The sequence below is a fragment of the Kosakonia pseudosacchari genome (assembly GCF_015167415.1).
Lineage (GTDB): Bacteria > Pseudomonadota > Gammaproteobacteria > Enterobacterales > Enterobacteriaceae > Kosakonia > Kosakonia pseudosacchari.
This window is the reverse complement of the sequence record NZ_CP063425.1, coordinates 4720700-4743016: the sequence shown is the minus strand read 5'-3', so window position 1 is coordinate 4743016 and position 22317 is coordinate 4720700. Positions and strand designations below refer to the sequence as shown.

Genomic DNA, 22317 nt, shown 5'->3' with positions numbered 1-22317 from the left:
GGCGGGCCGCATCCTGAGCGGCCCCGCTTCTTTTGCTCAGGGCTTTATCTTATACTCGCAACGTTAATAATGTGAGAACTGGACTGCTAAATGAGCACGGCGAAGATAGATGTAAGCATCGTTATTCCTGTCTATAACGGTGGTGAAGCTTTAGGCCCGATGATAGAAAAAATCCTCCGTGAGAAAAGAATTAATCTGGAAGTTATTGTTGTTAATGATGGTTCCACTGACAACACCGCCGAAATCCTGCAGACCTTTAATGATCCACGTCTTATTGTAATTCATCAGACTAATCAGGGGGTGTATGCTGCCCGTAATGCGGGTATTGCCGTCCGTCGCGGTGACTGGCTTATTCTATTGGATGCTGATGACGATTTTGTTGACGACATGATTGTGGATCGTTTCCGGCAAGCAAACCTCCACGATGTAGATGTCTATATCGCCAACGGCTGGCGCAACGAGCAGCGAGAGGGGGATTTCAGCAATACCATCCATCATCATCAGCCCTACAATAAAACTATCAAAGGCTTTAGTTGGATTAATCATGTCGTTGGCGTTCGTGAGTGGCCGCACTATCTATGGCTACAAATTGTCAGATCTGAATATATCAATCAGCTACAGCTGACTTTTCAATTGGGAAGCAGCCATAAAGACATTCTGTGGACCACCGAGCTGGCGTTAGGTAATGGCCGTTTTTATATTTCCGATAAGCCCGACTATGTTTATTGCGATAATCATAATTCCATTACTCACAGCAAGAAATATTTTGATTCGCGCACACTTAGTTATGTTGGGGTAATAAGCCAACTGAATCGCTGGGCAAATGAGCCTCGATACCATGAGGTAAAACGGGCGCTGCTAATTCATGCAGTGGAAGAAGCCCGTCATTTTTTCGGTATGTATCGTAAAAAGACCAAAGATAAGCCCTACGCGAGAGCACAGTTCTGTCAACACATTCGCTTTTGGGATTTGCTTAAAGGCGTTAACAGTGGTCGCAAAATGTGGTTCCTGCTGCGGCTTTATATGACATTTATACGGTCATAGAGAAAAACCTGCCGACGGCAGGTTTTTTTGTCAACCATAACATACTATTTTTATGGTTTTTTATTACTTCCACCCTTGCCACTGATTCTGCATATAACGCACCAGCGTACTCTCGCCAACACTTTCACCGATTACGCTAAAGAAGCGGCTGGCATATACCGGTTCCGGTTTATGCTTCGCTTTGCACACTTTTACGCCGCGGAACGGATTACGCGGTGGCTGAACAGTGCCACCTGGTGGCGTGGCGTTGGGCGTTGAGGTATCTGTCTGCGGTTCATTGAGCAGGTCGCTTGGGCGCACCAGCGTAATATCGGCAGGCAGGCTTGAGAGCGTTTGCTGTAACACGCGAACGGTAGCGGGATGTGGATGACCAATCGCAATGGCGGAACCGTTGCGGCGCGCTAACTGTACGGCGCGGTCAAACTGACGGCGGATATCGCCTTCGTTTTGCGTATCGTCGAGGAACACCTTGCGCTTAATGACTTTCACCCCGGTGCCGGAAGCGGCGCGCAGCGCCTGACTATTGCCGATAGTCATGCTGTCGAGGAAATAGAGGTTGTAACGCTCCAGCGCCTGCATCACTTTCTGCATGCCAAACAGGCTTGACGTCATGGCGCTGCCCATATGGTTGTTCAGCCCGACGGCATACGGCACGTTGTTCACTGCATCGCTGATGATGCGCTCAATCTCTGCGCTGCTCATCTCCGGGCGCAGCGTGTCTTTTTCCAGCGGCTGTTTACTCAGCGGTGCCATTGGAAGATGGATCAGCACTTCATGCCCACTGTTGTGCGCTTTGGTCGCCATTTCCCGCGCATGCGTTGCATTGGGCAGCACCGCGACGGAGATCGCCTGCGGCATGGCCAGCACCTGGTTTTCAGTTTGTGGACGGTAGCCGAAATCGTCGATGACGATGGCCAGTTTCCCGGCGAATACCGGAGCGGAAAACGCCAGCACACTGGCGAGCGTCAAAACAATACGACGAAATTGAAGCAAACCTTATCTTCCCAACCACGGTTGTGGATTGACCGCCTGACCCTGACGGCGAATTTCGAAATAGAGTGAAGGCCGGCCCTGACCGCCACTGCTCCCTACGAGGGCTATCGGCTGACCGGCGCGAACCTGGGTGCCTACGCTCACCAGCGCGCTCTGGTTGTAACCGTAAAGGCTCATGTCGCCTTTGCCGTGTTCAACCACCACCACCAGACCATAGCCTTGTAGCCAGTCGGCTAAGATCACACGTCCATCTGCGATGGCTTTCACTTCGCTGCCTTCAGACGCGCCGATAACAATCCCTTTCCAACGTAGCTCACCCTGCAGTTGTTCGCCATAACGGTGCAGCAACGGGCCGCGAACCGGCCAGACGGCCTGGCCTGACGGCGAGCCTAAACCGCCGGTGCGGGACATCAGCGAGCGTTCGCTCTCGGTAGGTTTATAGGTGGTGCCTTTACGGCTGGCTTCATTCTGGCGGTCACGCACCGCTTGCGCTTCGCGGGCTTCACGTTCGGCACGGGCTTTGGCGGCCGCTTCCGCACGGGCGAGGCGATCGCGCAAGCGAGATTCGTTGGCGCGCATTTCGCTGAGCTGTTGTTGACCTTCCTGAATGGACGATTCCAGACCAGAAAGGGTTTTCTGCCGCTCACTGCGCGCTTGTTCAAGTTTGGCCTGCTGCGCTTTTTGCTCATACAGCAGCGTTTGTTGCTGGCTCTGCTTCTCTTCCAGCTCGGATTTTTGCGTGGCGACCTCTTCGCGCGTCTGTTTCAACTGCGCGATGGTTTCCTGTCGCGCCTGGTTGAGATAACCAAAGTAGGCCTGCAAACGCTGGCCGCGCTGGCTCTCTTCACCGCTTAAAATCAGTTGGATCCCGGTGTGTGGCCCCTGACGGAACGCCGCATCAAGCTGTGCCGCGAGGTTGTGTTCCTGCGTGGTGCGCTGACGTTCCAGTTTGGCAATCGAGGCGTTCATCTCGGCGATCTGCTTATTGAGCTGGGCGAGGGTGTTTTGCGTTTCCCGTAACTGGCGAGTGGCGGCAGAGATGGCTTCTTCCTGTGCCTTTAACTGGGCAAGAAGGCCCGCGCGTTGCTGTTGTTGCTGGCGTACCGCGCGCTCTTTTTCAGCGATATCGGCCTGAATAGATTTGAGCTGATCGCGATCGTCCGCATGGGCGGAAACGGCGCACAGCAATGCGCCAGCGCTGAGTGCGCTGGCGCAAAGAAAGGGTCGGATCCCGACCCATGTAATTGAAAAAATCGCCTTTCCCCTCATGGGGAGCGATTATTCCACGATGAACAGCGGCTTACCAGTCATCTCTTGCGGGATTTCCATGCCCATCAGCGCCAGCATCGTCGGCGCGATGTCGGAAAGTTTACCGCCGGAAACGGCTTTCAGCGCTTTGTCGCCGACATAGATCAGCGGCACCGGCAGGTTGGTATGCGCGGTGTGCGCCTGACCGGTTGACGGGTCACGCATCTGCTCGGCGTTACCGTGGTCGGCGGTGATCAGCATCTGACCACCAACGGATTCCACCGCTTTGCTCACCTCTGCAACGCAATGATCCAGCGCTTCTACAGCGGCGACAGCGGCTTCAAACACGCCGGTGTGACCAACCATATCGCCATTCGGATAGTTACAAATAATGGTGTCGTATTTACCGCTGGTGATCGCACCCACCAGTTTCTCGGTCAGCTCTGCGGAGCTCATTTCCGGTTGCAGATCGTAAGTCGCCACTTTCGGCGAGTTGATCAGAATACGGTCTTCGCCCGGGAACGGCTCTTCTACGCCGCCGTTAAAGAAGAACGTGACGTGGGCATATTTTTCCGTTTCGGAAATACGCAACTGGGTTTTGTTGTGTTTTGCCATCCACTCACCGAGCGTATTCGCCAGAGAGGCCGGTGGATAGGCGACGGCGGTTTTGATGTCGGCGGCATATTCGGTCAGCATGACGAAATCGCCCAGCTTAACGATTTTCTTACGCGCGAAACCGTCGAAATCTGCGTTAACGAACGCACGGGTAATTTCGCGTGCGCGGTCGGCGCGGAAGTTCATGAAAATCAGCGCGTCGCCATCTTCCATTGCCGCATCAGGCTGGCCTGCGGCGCGAATGACGGTGGCTTTGACGAATTCGTCGTTCTCATCGCGAGCGTAAGCCGCTTGCAGACCCGCAACGGCGCTATCAAAGGTGAACTCGCCTTTGGCTTCGGTCATCAGGTTGTAAGCTTGTTCCACGCGATCCCAGCGGTTGTCGCGATCCATGGCGAAATAGCGGCCAATGATACTCGCAACACGCCCTTTACCCAGCGCGGCAAACTTGTCTTCGAATTTTTTCAGGGAAGATTCTGCGCTGCGCGGCGGTGTGTCGCGACCATCAAGGAAAGCGTGCAGATAGATTTTTTCCGCGCCGCGTTCTGCAGCCAGTTCCACCATCGCCAGAATGTGGTCTTCATGGCTGTGCACGCCGCCTGCAGAGAGCAGACCCATAATGTGCACCGCTTTGCCAGCGGCAACCGCTTTGTCTACCGCACCGGCCAGCACCGGGTTGCTAAAGAAAGTGCGCTCTTTAATCTCTTTATCCAGGCGTGTCAGATCCTGGTAAACAATACGTCCAGCGCCCAGGTTAACGTGGCCGACTTCGGAGTTGCCCATCTGGCGATCCGGCAGGCCGACTTCGAGACCTGACGCGTCAATCAGCGTATGCGGGCGGGTTGCCCACAGTTTGTCCATTACCGGGGTTTTGGCGTTGAAAATAGCGTTATCCTGCTGGTCTTCACGGTAGCCGTAGCCATCCAGAATCACCAGTACCATAGGTTTTTTAGAAACCGACATTGCGACAACCTCATGCTCAGAAGACAAAAAAATTTGCGTAATTTTACTACAGCTGAATCGATAAAATAGCCGCAGAAGATCAAAGAAAGCGGCTGACCAGCCCCTTGTTTGCGCGGCGACGCTTTATTTTTTTTGTAACACTCCGCAGAAAATGCATTCCGTCGCGCTCGCTGGCTGTATTTGCCCCACTGCGCAGGTATACTCCTTGCTGGTTTTTAATCACTAAGTCCGGAGTTGTAACCCCAGATGCAAGAAATTATGCAATTTATTGGCCGCAACCCAATCCTGTGTATCGCCTGGATTGCGTTATTCGGTGCTGTGCTGTTTACCACTTTCAAGGGCATTGCGTCTAAAGTGAAAGTGATTTCTCGCGGCGAAGCTACGCGCCTCATTAATAAAGAAGATGCCGTGGTAGTGGACTTACGCCAGCGTGATGATTTCCGTAAAGGTCACATCGCAGGCGCGGTGAATTTGCTGCCAAACGAGATCAAAGCCAATAATGTAGGTGAGCTTGAAAAACACAAAAGCGCGCCGATTATCGTTGTTGATGGTACCGGCATGCAGGCCCAGACCCCGGCGAACGAGCTGGTGAAAGCCGGTTTCGAGAAGGTCTTTGTGCTGAAAGACGGCATCTCTGGCTGGATGGGCGAAAACCTGCCGTTAGTTCGCGGTAAATAATTTACCTACGGGTAAACATCGGAGAAGAGATATGGCCAATATTGAGATCTACACGAAAGCGACTTGCCCGTTTTGCCACCGTGCAAAAGCGCTGTTGAGCAGCAAAGGCGTCGCTTTTGCTGAGCTGCCGATCGATGGCGACATGGTAAAACGCGAAGAGATGATTCAACGTAGTGGCCGTACGACGGTTCCGCAGATTTTTATTGATGCGCAGCACATTGGCGGCTGCGACGATTTATATGCGCTGGACGCGCGTGGCGGGCTGGATCCGCTGTTGCGTTAATGCTTTTAGAGCACTACAACACTAAAGGGTTATTCACTCATGTCTGAACAAAACAACACCGAAATGACTTTCCAGATTCAGCGTATCTACACGAAAGATATCTCTTTCGAAGCGCCGAATGCGCCACATATCTTCCAGAAAGAGTGGCAGCCGGAAGTGAAACTGGATCTCGACACGGCCTCCACTCAGCTGGCGGAAGGTGTTTATGAAGTGGTTCTGCGCGTTACCGTGACCGCTTCTCTGGGCGAAGAAACTGGCTTCCTGTGCGAAGTGCAGCAGGGCGGTATCTTCTCTATCGACGGTATCGAAGGAACGCAGATGGCACACTGCCTGGGTGCATACTGCCCGAACATTCTGTTCCCGTATGCTCGCGAGTGCATTACCAGCCTGGTTTCCCGCGGTACGTTCCCGCAACTGAACCTTGCGCCAGTGAACTTTGATGCGCTGTTCATGAACTACCTGCAACAGCAGACTGGCGAAGGTGCCGAACAACATCAGGATGCCTGATGAACGCACTTAATGCTGCAATGACTGTGATCGGTGCCGGCTCTTACGGCACCGCTCTTGCCATCACGCTGGCAAGAAATGGCCACCCGGTTGTACTGTGGGGCCATGACCCCAAACATATCGCGACCCTGCAACATGACCGTTGCAACGCCGCGTTCCTCCCCGATGTGCCTTTCCCCGATACGCTGCAATTAGAGAGCGATCTTGCCCGTGCGCTTTCCGCCAGCCGTAATATCCTGGTGGTGGTGCCAAGCCACGTCTTTGGCGATGTGTTAGCGCAAATTAAGCCGCTTATGCGTGATGACGCGCGTATTGTCTGGGCGACAAAGGGGCTTGAAGCTGAAACCGGGCGTCTGCTCGAAGAGGTGGCGCGCGAGATATTAGGTCCGGATATTCCGCTGGCGGTGATTTCCGGCCCGACATTTGCCAAAGAACTGGCGGCGGGTCTGCCAACGGCGATTTCCCTCGCTTCTGCTGATCCCCAGTTCGCCGAGGATTTACAGCAGCTCCTTCACTGCGGCAAAAGTTTTCGTGTCTACAGCAATCCGGATTTCATCGGCGTGCAACTGGGCGGCGCGGTGAAAAACGTCATTGCGATTGGCGCTGGCATGTCCGACGGTATTGGCTTTGGCGCCAATGCGCGTACGGCGCTGATCACTCGTGGTCTGACCGAAATGTCGCGTCTCGGTGCGGCGCTCGGTGCCGATCCGGCCACCTTTATGGGCATGGCGGGTTTAGGCGATTTGGTGCTGACCTGTACCGACAACCAGTCGCGTAATCGCCGCTTCGGCATGATGCTTGGCCAGGGCATGGACGTGCAAAGCGCCCAGGAGAAGATTGGCCAGGTGGTCGAAGGTTACCGCAATACCAAAGAAGTGCGCGCGCTGGCGCACCGGTTTGGCGTCGAAATGCCAATAACCGAGGAAATTTATCAGGTATTGTATTGCGGAAAAAATGCGCGCGAGGCAGCATTGACCCTATTAGGTCGTGCCCGCAAGGAAGAGCACTAACTCTTAGTCGCAGGGACTCTTTTTGAACTCACGATAAGGCTGGCGCAGACCAGCCTGTCGTCTTATCACGTCTGGAGTAAGCAATGCCGTGTGAAGAACTGGATCTGGTCTGGAAAAATATCAAAGCCGAAGCCCGGGAACTGGCGGAGTGCGAGCCAATGCTGGCCAGTTTTTACCACGCAACATTACTCAAGCACGAAAACCTCGGCAGCGCACTGAGCTATATGCTGGCGAACAAACTTGCCTCGCCAATTATGCCAGCGATTGCTATTCGTGAAGTCGTCGAAGAAGCCTATGCCGCCGACCCGGAAATGATCGCCTCCGCCGCCTGTGATATTCAGGCCGTGCGCACGCGCGACCCGGCGGTGGATAAATACTCGACGCCGCTGCTCTATCTGAAAGGTTTCCACGCGCTACAGGCATACCGCATTGGGCACTGGTTGTGGACGCAGGGGCGCGAGGCGCTGGCGATTTTCCTGCAAAACCAGGTATCGGTCAGTTTCCAGGTGGATATTCACCCGGCGGCGCGAATTGGCCGCGGGATAATGCTCGACCACGCCACTGGCATTGTGGTGGGCGAAACGGCAGTTATTGAAGATGACGTGTCGATTCTGCAATCGGTCACGCTCGGCGGGACCGGCAAAACCAGCGGCGATCGCCATCCGAAAATCCGCGAAGGGGTGATGATTGGCGCTGGCGCCAAAATTCTCGGCAATATCGAAGTGGGGCGCGGCGCGAAGATTGGCGCGGGTTCGGTGGTGTTGCAACCGGTGCCGCCGCATACCACGGCAGCAGGCGTTCCGGCGCGAATTGTCGGTAAGCCGGAAAGCGATAAACCGTCAATGGATATGGATCAGCACTTCAACGGCATAAACCACGGGTTCGAGTACGGCGACGGGATTTAATTGTCAGGCGATTTTTCCCGCCAGCCTGAACCAGGGCAGGGCGCATAACACGACAGCGTGTTGAACACCCGCAGGAGGCGCGAAGCGAAGAATCCCGCTGGATGTTGTGTTCGCGCCAGTTTTCCGCGCTGCCCGTATTTAACTGCCTTCGCCCGTTAGCGCAGAAGAGTAAATGCGTCAGTAATAACAGGCATCGCTATCCGCAGCTCGGATAACATGTTGCCGTCATCCGTTAATTCCCCTTCAGCTACGCAGTACCGCGCCCGGGTAACCGAGCTGGCGCCAGGCTTCATACACCACCACCGACACCGCATTCGACAGGTTCATGCTGCGGCTGTCCGGCATCATCGGAATGCGGATTTTTTGCTCTGGCGGCAGCGCGTCAAGGATGGTCGCTGGCAGGCCGCGCGTTTCCGGGCCAAACATCAAATAATCCCCGTCCTGGTAGCTCACCGCGCTGTGTGCTGGCGTGCCTTTGGTGGTGAGGGCAAATAAGCGTTGCGGCTGTTCGGCTTCGACAAACGCAGCGTAATCGTGATGGCGTTTTACCGCGGCGAACTCATGGTAATCCAGCCCTGCGCGACGCAGACGCTTGTCGTCCCAGGTGAATCCCATCGGTTCAATGATATGCAGACGAAAACCGGTATTGGCGCACAAGCGGATGATATTCCCGGTATTTGGCGGGATTTCAGGTTCGAATAAAACGATGTTTAACATACTGCCCCCTTAATAGCGGGGGCAGAATAGCACTCTCTAGGCGGCGTCGCCATGCGCCAACGGTGCGAGCGCGGCAGGCAACTGGTTCAGCCCCTGTACCAGCGAATCTTTGCTGATGTCGCGAATCGATTTCGCGCTGGTCAGCGTCATCGCCACACGCATCTCTTTCTCGATCAGATCCAGCAGGTTTGCCACGCCTTTACGACCATGCGTTGCCAGCGCATACAGATAAGCGCGGCCCAGCAGGACAGAATCTGCGCCAAGCGCCAGCATGCGCACCACATCCAGCCCGTTACGGATGCCGCTGTCGGCCAGAATGGTGATATCACCTTTCACCGCATCGGCAATCGCTGGCAGCGCGCGGGCAGAAGAGAGCACACCGTCAAGCTGACGCCCGCCGTGGTTAGAAACCACAATGCCGTCTGCGCCAAAGCGCACCGCATCGCGGGCATCTTCCGGGTCAAGGATCCCTTTGATCACCATCGGGCCATCCCAGAATTCGCGGATCCACTCCAGGTCTTTCCACGAAATCGACGGGTCAAAGTTCTTCGCCAGCCAGCCAATGTAATCTTCAAGTCCGGTCGGTTTGCCGAGATAGGCGGAGATATTCCCCAGATCATGCGGTCGCCCGTTGACGCCGACATCCCACGCCCACTGCGGATGCAGCACCGATTGCAGGTAACGACGCAGCGCCGCATTCGGGCCGCTCATGCCGGAGTGGGCATCGCGGTAGCGCGCGCCAGGTGTTGGCATATCCACGGTGAATACCAGCGTTGAGCAACCGGCGGCTTTCGCCCGTTCCAGCGCATTACGCATAAAGCCGCGATCGCGCAGCACATATAGCTGGAACCACATCGGGCGCTTAATCGTCGGCGCGACCTCTTCAATCGGACAGACAGAAACGGTCGAGAGCGTAAACGGAATGCCTTTCGCATCCGCTGCGCCTGCTGCCTGCACTTCACCGCGCCGGGCATACATACCGCACAATCCAACCGGGGCAAGCGCCACCGGCATCGATAATTTTTCGTTAAACAACGTGGTTTCGAGGCTCAGTTCAGACATGTCTTTCAGCACCCGCTGGCGCAGCGCCACCTGGGACAGGTCTTCAACGTTACGGCGCAGGGTATATTCGGCATACGCGCCGCCATCGATATAGTGAAACAAGAACGGCGGCAAAATGCGTTTAGCCGCCGCGCGATAGTCGCTGGCTGCGGAAATAATCATGCTTTTTTCTCCCTGGAGTGAATGTGCTGCTCGTCGGGCAGGCGGGTGATGCGTGCCTGGCGGGCTTGATCTTCATCGAATTTGCGAATCGTGGTATGCACGAAGCCGAGGTGCGCCATCATCGCCTGGCGCGCGCCATCGGCGTCTCCGGCAAGAATGGCGTTCATCACCGCCTGATGCTGTTCGGTCAGTTGTGAAAAAACGGGGGGAACGAGATACATGCGCTGGCGGCTCTGTTTCACCGAGGATTGCAGCAGGTCGAAGAACCCGCGCATGGTTTGCAATAACACCACGTTATGCGAGGCTTCAGCGATGGCGAGATGGAAACGCACATCGGCCTGCGAAGCGAGATCCGGGTCATCGGATTGCGTGGCTTCAAAGCACAGCACAATTTTCTCTTTATCGGCCTCGGTAGCGCGCATCGCCGCGTGCCAGGCAGTGCTGGCTTCAATGGCGTGGCGCGCTTCAAGAATATCGAAACTGTAATCCGGATCATCATGCAGCAGCGTTTTCAGCGGCTGAACGATGTTTTGCTCCGACCAGTCATCATGCTGCCAGCGCACAAACGTGCCGCCACCGCGACGGCTGAGCAGCACGCCTTCGCTGACCAGTTTCGATAACGCTTCACGCAACGAGTTACGCGACACGCCAAGCTGTACGGCGAGCTGGCGTTCTGCGGGCAATTTCATGCCCGCTTCCAGTTGTTGTTCAGTAATCAGCGCCCGCACACGATCGGCAACCTCGTCTGTCAGGCGTCTGGGTAACACTTTCATGGGATCATCCAGGTCAGTACATAGGCCTGAAGTGTCGTGATCACCCCCACCATGCAGGTGAAAATCAGGCTGTGTTTAACAGTAAAACGGAACAGGTCGGACTCTTTGCCCACCAGCCCCACCGCCGCACAGGCAATGGCGATCGACTGCGGTGAAATCATCTTGCCGGTAACGCCGCCCGTGGTATTGGCAGCGACCATCAGCACATCTGACACGCCAATCTGTTGCGCGGCGGTTGCTTGCAGCGCGGCAAACAGCGCGTTGGATGAAGTATCAGAACCGGTCAGGAAGACGCCCAGCCAGCCGAGAAATGGCGAGAAAAACGGGAAGGCGCTGCCGGTATGCGCCAGTGCCAGCGCCAGCGTGGATGACAGCCCGGAATAGTTAGAGATAAAGGCGAACGCCAGCACCATACCAATCGAGTAAATCGGCAGCGCCAGGTCACGTAGCGTGCTGGTAAACGTCGTGACGGCATCCTTCGGCTTCATGCGCAGCCAGAGAATCGACAACATGGCGGCGAACAGAATGGCGGTGCCGGTGGCGGAGAACCAGTCGAATTTATACACCGCAGCATAAGGCGTGGCGGCGCTAACCACCGGCGGCATCCGCGCGACCAGCTTGTCGAGATGCGGTACAGAAACCGTGAACACCCAGTCATACAGCGCACCGCCAGGCGCAAACAGCGCCTTAAACGGCGGCACGCTCCACAGCGTCACGGTGGCAGTTAAAAACAGGAACGGCGACCAGGCGCGCAGAACTTGTCCGGCGCTGTACTGGGTACGTTTCAAATCGAGATCGACCTGCGATGCGCCCATATCGCCGAAGCGGAAGATGCGCACCGGACGCCAGCGCTTGAGGAACAACGTCAGGCAGACCAGCGAAACCAGCGACGAGATGATGTCCGGCAGTTCCGGGCCGATAAAGTTGGAACTCAGATACTGGGCGATAGCAAACGAGCCTCCCGCGACAATCACCGCCGGCCAGGTCTCTTTTATGCCGCGCCAGCCATCCATAATCGCCATGATCCAGAACAGCACGATAATGGTCAGGAACGGTAACTGGCGGCCAACCATCTGGCCGATTTCAAAGCTGTCCAGCCCGGTAACCTGCCCGGCGACCAGAATTGGAATACCCATTGCGCCAAAGGCGACCGGCGCGGTGTTAACGATCAGACACAGGCCCGCAGCATACAGCGGGTTAAAACCTAAGCCCACCAGCAACGCGGCGGTAATGGCTACCGGCGCGCCAAAGCCGGCAGCCCCTTCCAGAAACGCGCCGAAAGAGAAACCGACAATCAACATTTGCAGGCGCTGGTCTGGGGTAATCGACAAAATCGAAGAGCGAATGATGTCGAACTGCCCGGTTTTGACCGAGATTTTGTAGACAAACACGGCGGCGATAATGATCCACGCAATTGGCCACAACCCGTAAAAGAAGCCATACACCACCGAGGCCAGCGCGTGATCGAGCGGCATATGGTAAAACAGCAGCGCCACGCCAAGGGCGATGACGACAGTCCAACTGGCGGCGACATAGCCTTTCAGTTTGAGCTTTATCAGCGCAAAAAAGAAAAACAGGATCGGTAGCGAGGCAATTAAGCTGGAAAGCCAAAGGTTGCCAGCCGGGTCGTAATTCTGTTGCCAGAGATTCATGCAGGTCTCCTGAGAACCACACCAAAACCGGCGAGCGGCAAGTCTGCGCTTAGCTCTGCGTCACAGGTTTTGTAAAAGTGGTCCTGCCAGTTGGGTTGTGTAGGGGTTGTGATAACGAATGGTTATCCAGATGTTGCTAGCAAGCAATATATCTGTGACGGGATTTGATGGATTTGTGAGCCAGGGAGAGGAACAACAGGAATTGGTAGGGCCAATTAAACAACCCTGGCGCTATTGGGCGGCCAGGGCGGTTAAAGAGAGGATCAGAACTCGCTGTTAGCGAAGCCGGTCATTGCATCAAGACCCATTTCGCGGCCCAGCGCGGTCATCGGGTGGACGACCACCAGACCACGGACGCTTTTTTTCAGCTTGCCGAGATCGGCCTGTTCTTTTTTGGTGATGGCGCGGCGAAACGGCATTTTCATCAGTTTCTGCGCTTCTTTGCTCAGCTTTTGCGTGTACTGCTCACGCAGACGGGCAATTTCGCTTTCCAGCGTGGTTTTCTCTTTTTCCAGCTCAGCGTATTTTTCTGCGGCGTCAACTAAGGAGAGATCCGCCTGCTGGTGGCGAATCGCGTCGAGGCGGTCGCTCAGACGCTTGATTTCGTTTTTTTCGACTTCTTTCATGGGGCTCAATTCGTTGGGGAGTAAAACGATAAGGATACAGTATTTATGGCGAAGGTTATTTCTGGAATGCTTTTTTTAAGCTGATACGGGAAATAAGCTCGGTCAGAGAGAGCACCATGGTTGAACGCACGACTTGCTGGTAGCGCTGTTTTTGCATGGCCAAAAGCCTTGCGTCACTGGTATCAAACACCGGCGTTGGCGGCAGGGCGGCAACACAGTGCAGCTCGCCAAATGGCCCGAGGATCTCATCATCGGTAAACGCGTACTCTGTGCCATCGTGGTTGAGCTCTTCACGCAGCGCCATCAAAAGCTCGGCGTCTTCATATTCCGGACGGGAGATGACACCCAGACCGTAAATCAGCTTTAAACGCACGGACAAATTGCCCAGCGGTCCATCTCCGTCAAGCAGCGGCTCTACAGCGTATTTCACCGCGTAGTCATCTTTGCGAAATACCTGCAACACCAGAATATTGATGGCTTCGTTGAGCAACTCAACGGCGGCAATCAAAAAGCTTCGCACGGTTTTGCCAGCATTCAGACGCTCGAGAACACGGTTTTCGAAAGCCTGCGTTTTTTCCATTATTGCCTGCATATCTGACAATTTCGTTAACTGGCGCGGGGCTTCCCGCGCCATCGTCGGCATCATGCCCTGGTGTTATAGGCGCTGACGGCTTCGTTAACGACCGGGCTGTTAGCATCCAGGCCGGAAATCTGCGCCAGCGCGGCTTGCGGGCCTTTCTCTTCGATAAGCTGAGCCAGCTCCTGCGCCTGCGGATCCTGCTCGCTGCGGTAATGCATGGCAGCGGCAATGCCTTTCACCAGGTTGGCGTGCGGCAGGTTGTACTCCAGCGTGCCGAGCAGCGGTTTGATCAGGCGATCGCCCGCGCTCAGTTTACGCAGCGGTTGACGACCTACGCGCTCAACATCGTCTTTCAGATAGGGGTTTTCAAAACGGCCCAGGATTTTCTGAATGTACGCAGCATGCTTGTCGGCATCGAAGCCATAACGTTTGATCAGCACCGCGCCGCTCTCTTCCATTGCGCCTTTCACCACCGCACGGATGCTGCCATCCAGAATGGCGTCGCGAATGGTTTGATGGCCGGTCTGCTTTCCAAGGTACGCGGTTATAGCATGCCCGGTATTCAGCGTGAAGAGCTTACGTTCAACAAATGCCATCAGGTTATCAGTTAATTCCATACCCGGAATGTTCGGCAGCGCGCCTTTGAACTGGGTTTTGTCGACAATCCACTCGCTGAAAGTTTCCACCGTCACTTCCAGCGGATCGTTAGTGGCGGATGCAGACGGCGGAACAATACGGTCAACGGCGGAATCCACGAAGCCAACATGCTCTTCAACCCAGGTTTTATCCGCGTCAGCCAGCGCCGCGAAAACATGCCCTTTCAACTGTGTGGTGCCGCGCACCATGTTTTCACAGGCGATAATATTCAGCGGTGTGTTAATGCCCTGCGCTTTACGTTTTGCCAGACCTTTGGCGATAGCCGGGGCGATGCGTTCCAGTACCACCGGGCCGACCGCCGTGGTCACCAGATCAACGCTCGCAATCAGGTCGACAACCTCGTCGCCAATGCTGCTCACGGCGTTAACGCCGGAGACGGTATCGACCTGCTCTTTTTCACCAACCACATGCACCTGATAGCTATGACGGGCATTAAGGGCGTCGAGCACCACCTGGTTCACATCGGCGAACGTCAGTTCAATCCCCGCGTCGGCGAGCAACTTGCCGATAAAGCCACGTCCGATATTACCTGCGCCAAAATGCAATGCTTTCATAGTCTTAACCTTCATCAATGTTTTTACCCGAGAGGGCTGGGGTGAGGAACCGCAAATATTTCCCCTCACCCTAGCCCTCTCCCCGTGGGGAGAGGGAGGAAAACCGATTACTTGCCGAGCAGTGCCAGCACTTCTTCAACGCTGGTGGTGTGCGCCAGACGCTGAATCACGGTCTCGTCATCCAGCGCGTTGGTGAGGCTGGTGATGACCTGGATGTGCTCATTGTTACGCGCCGCGATGCCAATCACCAGACGGGCGATGTCATCTTCGTCTTCACCGAAGCGGACACCTTCCGGGTACTGGCAGAACACCACGCCGGTTTTCAGCACGCGATCTTTCGCTTCCACGGTGCCGTGCGGCACCGCGATAGACTCACCCAGATAGGTCGGGGTCAGTTTTTCACGTTCCAGCATCGCGTCAACGTATTCCGGCTGAACGTAACCGCCTTTGACCAGCTGTTCACCGGCAAAGCGGATGGCTTCTTCTTTGTTGCTCGCGGTGCGGCCAAGGAAGATATTCTCTGCGCCCAGTTTGAACAGGTTACTGTTCGGGGCATCGAAACTATCTTGCAGGCTGCTGGTGACTTTAGCTTCATTGTCGCTATGGCGCTGTGCGGCAACCAGACGTTCTGTCAGGTTGGTGTACAGGCCACTGTCGAGGAAGTTGGTCAGCGAAATATGTTGCGCCTGCGGTGCCTGGCGCATCGCGCGCTCGGTCAGATCGCGGTGCGTAATCACCAGATCAACGTCAGACGGCAAGCTGTTGATGGCGCTATTAGTGACAGAGATGTTGGTCAGACCCGCATCCTGCACTTTCTTACGCAGCACACCCGCGCCCATGGCGCTGGAACCCATACCGGCGTCACAAGCGACGATGATTTTACGCACATGGCTCAGGTCGTTGGTCACGTCGCCTGCTGCCAGCGGGGTTGCGCCTTTAGACTCAGCTTTCATTTCGTGAATACGACGGGTCGCTTCTTGCAGGTCTTCGTCGTCTTTCACTTTGCTGGTTTTCAGCAGGATGGAAGCGATAACGAAAGAGACAATCAGCGCAGCGAAGATAGCCGCCAGGTTCGCGAAGTACGCGCCTTTTGGTGTCATTGCCAGCACCGCCAGGATGGAACCCGGAGAAGCCGGAGAAACCAGGCCGCCGTTCAGCACGCTCAGGGTGAACACGCCAGTCATACCGCCGAGGATAACGGCAAGCAGCAGACGCGGGTTCATCAGCACATACGGGAAGTAAATTTCGTGGATACCACCCAGGAAGTGGATGATAGCCGCGCCGCCAGCAGACTGTTTAGCGCTGCCGCGACCAAAGAACATATACGCCAGCAGCACGCCCATACCCGGACCCGGGTTCGCTTCAATCAGGAAGAAGATGGACTTGCCAAGGTCATGCGATTGCTGGATACCCAACGGTGAGAAGATACCGTGGTTGATGGCGTTGTTGAGGAACAGGATTTTCGCCGGTTCAACAAAAATAGACGCCAGCGGCAGCATTTCGTGCGCAACCATGAAGTTAACGCCCGCCGCCAGAACTTTGGACAGCACTTCAACCGCAGGGCCAATGCCGAGGAAGGCCAGGATGGCGAGGATCATACCGATAATGCCAGCGGAGAAGTTGTTCACCAGCATTTCGAAACCGGATTTGATCTTACCGTCGACCCAGTTATCAAAGTGTTTAATCGCCCAGCCGCCCAGCGGGCCTGCGATCATTGCGCCGAGGAACATCGGCATATCCGCACCAACGATAACGCCCATGGTGGTGATCGCGCCGACTACGCCGCCACGATCGCCGCCCACCAGACGACCACCGGTGTAACCGATGAGCAGCGGCAGCAGATAAGTAATCATTGGGCCAACGAGTTTTGCCAGCGTCTCGTTCGGCAACCACCCTGTAGGAATAAACAATGCGGTGATGATCCCCCACGCGATGAACGCGCCGATATTCGGCATCACCATATTGCTGAGAAAACGACCAAAGCTTTGCACCTTGATCTTGATATCGGATGACATAAAACACCCCTTCTTATGTTTGCTATCGCACAGGCCGGAAGCCCGAGGTTTTTTGTTAACGTGGCGGCAGAGGTAGCCGGACCTGGGTTATCTGTGAGGCGAAATCTCGCACCGAATCGCGTAGCTGTCCAGATGGTGCGCCTTTGTGTGATTCAGATCACACTAACGTAGGGGGTATGCCACCATTTAGTGTGATATTTGTCACATAAAATCAGTGTAAAAAAAGAACAATGCGTAAAATCTGAACGTTATGAGCCTGTAAGTGTGATGTTATTCACATTTTATGCGCGATGGTTTGTTATGTATTTGTGATATAGATCACAAGATATTTTCGTCAGGACTTTTCCGAATGTGATCGCCAGCAAACTGTGTTTTTGACGACCAGCAGAACCTGTAACTTCCTTTCACAGCCTGCGGCAATGCGTACGTTAGCGGCAGAAGTTTTCATCTTGATGAAACAATCTGCGCCCGCTCGTTCATACTTAGATTTTTGTTGGCGAAAACGGAGAAGGCAATGAAACTGATCGGCAGCTATACCAGCCCTTTTGTACGCAAAATTTCGGTGATCCTGCTGGAAAAGGGCATCACCTTCGAATTTATCAATGAGCAGCCTTATAACGCCGTCAATAGCGTGGCGCAGTACAACCCGCTTGGCAAAGTTCCGGCGCTGATAACCGATGATGGCGAAGTGTGGTACGACTCGCCGATCATCGCGGAATACATTGATTTGCTAAATATCGCCCCGGCGATGTTGCCCACCGATCGCAAAGCGGCACTGAAAATTCGCCAACTGGAAGCGCTGGCTGACGGCATTATGGATGCGGCGCTGGTCTCGGTTCGCGAGCTGGCGCGTCCGGTTGAGCAACAATCGGAAACCGAGTTGTTACGCCAGCGGGAAAAGGTTTCGCGCGGTCTGGACGCGCTGGAAAATTATCTTAAAGACGGCACGCTGAGGGTGGACGACTTGAATCTGGCGACAGTGGCAATCGCCTGCGCGATTAGTTACCTCAATTTCCGCCATGTTTCCCCCGGCTGGTGTGTTGATCGCCCACTGCTGGTAAAGCTGGTGGAAAATCTGTTCCAGCGCGAGAGTTTCGCCCGCACCGAACCACCGAAGGCTTGATAAGCATGATGTTCGCCTGAGCAAGTCACGGTACAATCCCCTCACGTCAAACCCCCTGACGGGAGGGGGCAACCCATAGCCAGGCCTTTTCATGACTACTCTTTACAGCCAGATCCCTTCAACCGATCGCCTGTTACGTGACGAGGCGTTCGCCACTTTATTAACCACTTTTGGCCACAGTCGCGTAGCGCAAACGTTGCGCCAGCTTCAGGACGAGGCGCGCGCGCAGATACGCGACGCGCAGACATTACCCGACTGGAGCCGGGACTGGGCAGCGGCGGCGCAACAGCGGCTGGCACAAAGCGACAGTAGCGCGCTGCGCCCGGTCTTTAACCTGAGCGGCACGGTGCTGCACACCAACTTAGGCCGAGCGGTGCAGTCGCAGGCCGCCATCGATGCCGTTACCCAGGTGATGGGTTCGCCGGTGACGCTCGAATATGATCTCGACGGCGCAGGGCGCGGTCATCGCGATCGCGCGCTGGCGGATTTACTCTGTCAGCTAACCGGCGCGGAAGACGCCTGCATCGTCAATAACAATGCCGCAGCGGTGTTACTGATGCTGGCGGCCACGGCGGCTGGCCGCGAAGTGGTGGTGTCGCGTGGTGAGCTGGTGGAAATTGGCGGCGCGTTTCGCATTCCGGATGTGATGCGCCAGGCGGGTTGTGTGCTGCAAGAAGTCGGCACCACCAACCGCACGCATGCGAAAGATTATCGCCAGGCGATTAACGACAGCACCGCGCTGCTGATGAAAGTGCACACCAGTAATTACCATATCGAAGGCTTTACCAAAGCGGTGGATGAAGCGGAGCTGGTGGCGCTGGGTGAAGAGCATGCGCTACCGGTGATTGTTGATCTCGGCAGCGGTTCGCTGGTCGATTTAAGCCGCTACGGTTTGCCGCAGGAACCGATGCCGCAGGCGCTTATTGCCGCTGGCGTGAGTCTGGTGAGTTTCTCCGGCGATAAGCTGCTCGGCGGCCCGCAGGCGGGCATTATCGTGGGTAAAAAAGCGCTGATTGAGCAAATCCAGCAGCACCCGCTGAAACGCGCGTTGCGGGCGGATAAAATGACGCTGGCGGCGCTGGAGGCGACGTTACGCCTCTATCTGCACCCGGAAAAACTCGACCAGAGTCTGCCGACGCTGCGTTACTTAACCCGCCCGGAGGCGGAAATTCGCGACCAGGCGCAGCGCCTGTACGCGGCGTTGACGGCGCGTTATGACGAATTTGAGCTGCGCGTCGAAGCCTGCCTGTCGCAAATTGGTAGCGGCTCGCTGCCCGTGGACAGGCTGCCAGGCGCGGCATTGACCTTTACCCCGCGCGATGGCAGTGGGCGTCGTCTGGAAGCGCTGGCTGCGCAGTGGCGGGCGCTGCCGCAGCCGGTGATTGGCCGTATTTACGATGGTCGCCTGTGGCTGGACTGTCGCTGTGTTGATGATGAATCCCGCTTGCTGGAGATGTTGCTGAAATGATTATTGCCACTGCCGGGCATGTCGACCACGGCAAAACCACCCTGATTGAAGCGATTACGGGCGTGAATGCCGATCGCCTGCCGGAAGAGAAAAAACGTGGCATGACCATCGATCTCGGTTATGCCTACTGGCCGCAGCCGGATGGCCGCGTACCGGGTTTTATTGATGTGCCTGGGCATGAAAAATTCCTCTCTAATATGCTGGCGGGCGTTGGCGGCATTGACCATGCGCTGCTGGTGGTGGCGTGTGACGATGGCGTCATGGCGCAGACGCGCGAGCATCTGGCGATCTTACAACTGACCGGCAACCCGGCGCTGACAGTGGCGCTAACCAAAGCTGATCGCGTGGATGAGGCGCGCATTGCCGACGTGCGCGCGGAAGTACAAAACACGCTCCAGGCTTTTGGTTATCCGCAGGCGACGCTGTTTGTTACCGCCGCTACGGAACAGCGCGGCATTGCTGAGCTGCGTGAACATCTGTTGCAGTTGCAGGAACGCGCGCATCCGGAACATCAGCGTTTCCGCCTGGCGCTCGATCGTGCTTTCACGGTAAAAGGGGCGGGGCTGGTGGTGACGGGAACGGCGCTTTCCGGCGATGTCCGCGTAGGCGATACGCTATGGCTGACCGGGGCGAATACACCGATGCGCGTGCGCGGGTTGCATGCGCAGAATCAACCTGTTGAACACGCGCATGCCGGGCAACGCATCGCGCTGAACATTGCCGGTGATGCGGAAAAAGAGGCGCTCAGTCGCGGTGACTGGTTGTTGTCGCAGCAGCCTGACGAACCCACCGAGCGGCTGATTGTCGCGCTGCAAACCCACGTTCCACTAACGCAATGGCAGCCATTGCATATTCACCATGCTGCCAGCCACGTTACCGGACGCGTGTCGCTGCTGGAAAATGGCCTTGCCGAACTGGTGCTTGATACGCCGCTGTGGCTGGCGGATAACGACCTGCTGGTGCTGCGCGATATCTCCGCGCGCACGACGCTTGCGGGGGCGCGGGTGGTGACGCTGAACTCGCCGCGTCGCGGTAAACGCAAGGCAGATTACCTGGCGTGGATTGGTGAACTGGCGCAGGCCAAAGATGATGCCCAGGCGCTGGCGGTGCATTTATCGCGTGGAGCGGTGGATCTACGCGCGTTTGGCTGGGCGCGTCAGTTAAGCAGCAGCGGACTGGCGGCGTTACTCGATAACCCCGGTTTTATCCGCGCGGGTGATAACCTGCTTAATGCGCCTGTGGCGGCACGCTGGCAGCGCAAGCTGCTGGACACGCTGGCGACTTACCATGAACAGCACCGCGAGGAACCGGGGCCTGGGCGCGAACGTCTGCGGCGTATGGCGCTGCCGATGGAAGATGAAGCGCTGGTATTAACGCTGATTGAACTCATGCGGGAGAGCGGCGATATCCACAGCCACCACGGCTGGCTGCACTTGCCGGAGCATAAAGCCGGTTTCAGCGACGAGCAGGCGCCGTTGTGGCAAAGAACCGCGCCGCTGTTTGGCGACGAACCCTGGTGGGTGCGGGATTTAGCCCGTGAAATCGGCGTCGATGAACAGGTGATGCGCGGCCTGCTGCGCCAGGCGGCACAACAGGGGCTGATTACAGCGATCGTTAAAGATCGTTATTACCGTAACGATCGCATTGTGACCTTTGCCAGCATGATCCGCGATCTTGATGAAGCGCGCGGCTCGACCAGCGCGGCGGATTTCCGCGATACGCTGAATGTGGGGCGCAAACTGGCGATTCAGATCCTGGAATATTTCGACCGCATTGGTTTTACCCGTCGCCGTGGCAATGACCACATCCTGCGCGACAAGGCGTTATTCCTCAAAGAGTGATCAACGCTCAGGCTGGCGATTTTTCGCCAGCCGCACCATCCCTCGCAAACCGCCTTACCGCAAGGAAACGCTGGTCATCACCTTCAGACTCTCCCCCGCGCCCAACGGAAGATTACAGGTTAAGCGCTAGTAACCCGGCCTCGGGTGCGAATTCTCTGGCAGGCGCAATGCGCGTTGGCGAACAACACCTGCGCACATTTAGCGGCATGCTGAGCACGTGATACAGATTGTCAGAAATGTTCAGGCAAATGAAAAAACTGGCGGCTTTCCCGCTTGCGATCAAAGCATTGCGGCGGTTTTTTCTGGCACCCTTGTCGTTTTCGTGCCCGGTGGAGTGGGGAATGAATCGTTTTATTATCGCTGATCCGGCCAAATGCATTGGCTGTCGCACCTGCGAAGTGGCGTGTGTGGTGTCGCATGAAGATAACCAGGACTGCTCGGGTGTGAAACCCGCGACCTTTTCCGCACGCATCCGCGTGGTGAAAACCGGCGATTTCTCCTCCGCCGTCACCTGCCATCATTGTGAAGACGCGCCCTGCGCGAATGTCTGTCCGGTCGGTGCGATCGGGCGGGCCAACGGGGCGGTGCTGGTTGAGCAATCACGCTGTATCGGTTGTAAAAGCTGCATGATCGCCTGCCCGTTTGGTGCAATGCAGGTGATGCGCGTTGAGAACGGGGTGCAGGCGCTGAAGTGCGATCTGTGCCAGCATCGTGAAGGCGGCCCGGCCTGTGTTGACGCTTGCCCGACCAACGCGCTGAGTGACATAAACCTGGCGCAACTGCGCGAGAACCGGCTGCACAGCCAGCGGTTCTAGCCAGCAAATTGGCGTTGCACAGAGCC

The 22317-nt window shown here is 56.0% G+C and carries 21 protein-coding genes; 10 read left to right on the top strand and 11 right to left on the bottom strand.

The features are described from left to right. Positions 1-90 precede the first annotated feature (90 nt). Positions 91-1044, top strand: coding sequence for a glycosyltransferase (locus tag IP581_RS22495; protein ID WP_193821401.1), 954 nt, complete (start codon positions 91-93; stop codon positions 1042-1044). 63 nt (positions 1045-1107) lie between these two features. Here IP581_RS22495 and IP581_RS22490 read toward each other — a convergent pair whose 3' ends face one another. Genes IP581_RS22490 through gpmM form a run of 3 tightly spaced genes read right to left on the bottom strand, consistent with a single transcriptional unit; the run spans position 1108 to position 4863 of the window. Next, entirely contained in the window at positions 1108-2037 is a 930-nt protein-coding gene (locus tag IP581_RS22490; protein ID WP_193821400.1) for a divergent polysaccharide deacetylase family protein, read from the bottom strand. A 3-nt stretch (positions 2038-2040) separates the two neighbouring features. Next, positions 2041-3306: a murein hydrolase activator EnvC gene (envC, locus tag IP581_RS22485; protein ID WP_017458189.1), complete on the bottom strand. Its 1266-nt coding sequence runs from the start codon at positions 3304-3306 to the stop codon at positions 2041-2043. 9 nt (positions 3307-3315) lie between these two features. After that, entirely contained in the window at positions 3316-4863 is a 1548-nt protein-coding gene (gene gpmM / locus IP581_RS22480; RefSeq protein WP_193821399.1) for a 2,3-bisphosphoglycerate-independent phosphoglycerate mutase, read from the bottom strand. Between the two features lie 246 nt (positions 4864-5109). Here gpmM and IP581_RS22475 point away from each other — a divergent pair, with 246 nt between their 5' ends. From IP581_RS22475 to cysE, 5 genes are all read left to right on the top strand, one after another. Then, the gene (locus tag IP581_RS22475; RefSeq protein WP_017458191.1) at positions 5110-5541 is read left to right on the top strand and encodes a rhodanese-like domain-containing protein; all 432 of its coding nucleotides are present in this window, start codon (positions 5110-5112) and stop codon (positions 5539-5541) included. 31 nt (positions 5542-5572) lie between these two features. Beyond that, positions 5573-5824 carry a glutaredoxin 3 gene (grxC, locus tag IP581_RS22470; protein WP_007369517.1) on the top strand — a complete coding sequence of 84 codons (252 nt, stop codon included), beginning with the start codon at positions 5573-5575 and terminating at the stop codon, positions 5822-5824. Between the two features lie 39 nt (positions 5825-5863). Next, positions 5864-6331 carry a protein-export chaperone SecB gene (gene secB / locus IP581_RS22465; RefSeq protein WP_017458193.1) on the top strand — a complete coding sequence of 156 codons (468 nt, stop codon included), beginning with the start codon at positions 5864-5866 and terminating at the stop codon, positions 6329-6331. After that, positions 6331-7341 carry an NAD(P)H-dependent glycerol-3-phosphate dehydrogenase gene (gpsA, locus tag IP581_RS22460; protein WP_086872451.1) on the top strand — a complete coding sequence of 337 codons (1011 nt, stop codon included), beginning with the start codon at positions 6331-6333 and terminating at the stop codon, positions 7339-7341. The genes secB and gpsA overlap by 1 nt, the downstream gene beginning before the upstream one ends. A gap of 83 nt (positions 7342-7424) precedes the next feature. Beyond that, complete coding sequence (gene cysE / locus IP581_RS22455) at positions 7425-8246, top strand: serine O-acetyltransferase (RefSeq protein WP_086872453.1); 822 nt, start codon at positions 7425-7427, stop codon at positions 8244-8246. A 243-nt stretch (positions 8247-8489) separates the two neighbouring features. Here the strand turns inward: cysE and trmL are convergent, their stop codons facing one another. The 8 genes from trmL to IP581_RS22415 all read right to left on the bottom strand — a co-directional run bounded on the left by trmL (position 8490) and on the right by IP581_RS22415 (position 17044). Further along, on the bottom strand, positions 8490-8963 hold the full coding sequence (trmL, locus tag IP581_RS22450; protein ID WP_086872455.1) for a tRNA (uridine(34)/cytosine(34)/5-carboxymethylaminomethyluridine(34)-2'-O)-methyltransferase TrmL: 474 nt from the start codon (positions 8961-8963) through the stop codon (positions 8490-8492). 36 nt (positions 8964-8999) lie between these two features. Further along, positions 9000-10187: an FMN-dependent L-lactate dehydrogenase LldD gene (gene lldD, locus IP581_RS22445; protein WP_086872457.1), complete on the bottom strand. Its 1188-nt coding sequence runs from the start codon at positions 10185-10187 to the stop codon at positions 9000-9002. Continuing rightward, positions 10184-10960, bottom strand: a complete 777-nt coding sequence (gene lldR / locus IP581_RS22440; protein WP_086872459.1) for a transcriptional regulator LldR — start codon at positions 10958-10960, stop codon at positions 10184-10186. Before lldR ends, lldD begins: the two co-directional genes overlap by 4 nt. After that, on the bottom strand, positions 10957-12612 hold the full coding sequence (lldP, locus tag IP581_RS22435; RefSeq protein WP_097399828.1) for an L-lactate permease: 1656 nt from the start codon (positions 12610-12612) through the stop codon (positions 10957-10959). Before lldP ends, lldR begins: the two co-directional genes overlap by 4 nt. 263 nt (positions 12613-12875) lie before the next feature. Beyond that, positions 12876-13238: a YibL family ribosome-associated protein gene (locus IP581_RS22430; RefSeq protein ID WP_045507540.1), complete on the bottom strand. Its 363-nt coding sequence runs from the start codon at positions 13236-13238 to the stop codon at positions 12876-12878. A 55-nt stretch (positions 13239-13293) separates the two neighbouring features. After that, positions 13294-13881, bottom strand: coding sequence for a mannitol operon repressor MtlR (gene mtlR / locus IP581_RS22425; RefSeq protein WP_176519658.1), 588 nt, complete (start codon positions 13879-13881; stop codon positions 13294-13296). Beyond that, positions 13881-15029: a mannitol-1-phosphate 5-dehydrogenase gene (mtlD, locus tag IP581_RS22420; protein WP_456077474.1), complete on the bottom strand. Its 1149-nt coding sequence runs from the start codon at positions 15027-15029 to the stop codon at positions 13881-13883. Before mtlD ends, mtlR begins: the two co-directional genes overlap by 1 nt. Positions 15030-15136: 107 nt before the next feature. Further along, positions 15137-17044 carry a PTS mannitol transporter subunit IICBA gene (locus tag IP581_RS22415; RefSeq protein ID WP_097399830.1) on the bottom strand — a complete coding sequence of 636 codons (1908 nt, stop codon included), beginning with the start codon at positions 17042-17044 and terminating at the stop codon, positions 15137-15139. A 514-nt stretch (positions 17045-17558) separates the two neighbouring features. On the opposite strand from IP581_RS22415, the gene IP581_RS22410 reads away from it, so the two are divergent. From IP581_RS22410 to IP581_RS22395, 4 genes are all read left to right on the top strand, one after another. Continuing rightward, entirely contained in the window at positions 17559-18167 is a 609-nt protein-coding gene (locus IP581_RS22410) for a glutathione S-transferase (protein WP_086872469.1), read from the top strand. Between the two features lie 91 nt (positions 18168-18258). Continuing rightward, complete coding sequence (gene selA, locus IP581_RS22405) at positions 18259-19635, top strand: L-seryl-tRNA(Sec) selenium transferase (protein WP_193821397.1); 1377 nt, start codon at positions 18259-18261, stop codon at positions 19633-19635. Next, entirely contained in the window at positions 19632-21476 is a 1845-nt protein-coding gene (selB, locus tag IP581_RS22400) for a selenocysteine-specific translation elongation factor (protein ID WP_193821396.1), read from the top strand. Before selA ends, selB begins: the two co-directional genes overlap by 4 nt. A 341-nt stretch (positions 21477-21817) precedes the next feature. Continuing rightward, a complete protein-coding gene (locus IP581_RS22395; RefSeq protein WP_193821395.1) occupies positions 21818-22291 on the top strand; it encodes a 4Fe-4S dicluster domain-containing protein in 474 nt (157 codons plus the stop codon). The last annotated feature ends 26 nt before the right edge of the window (positions 22292-22317 follow it).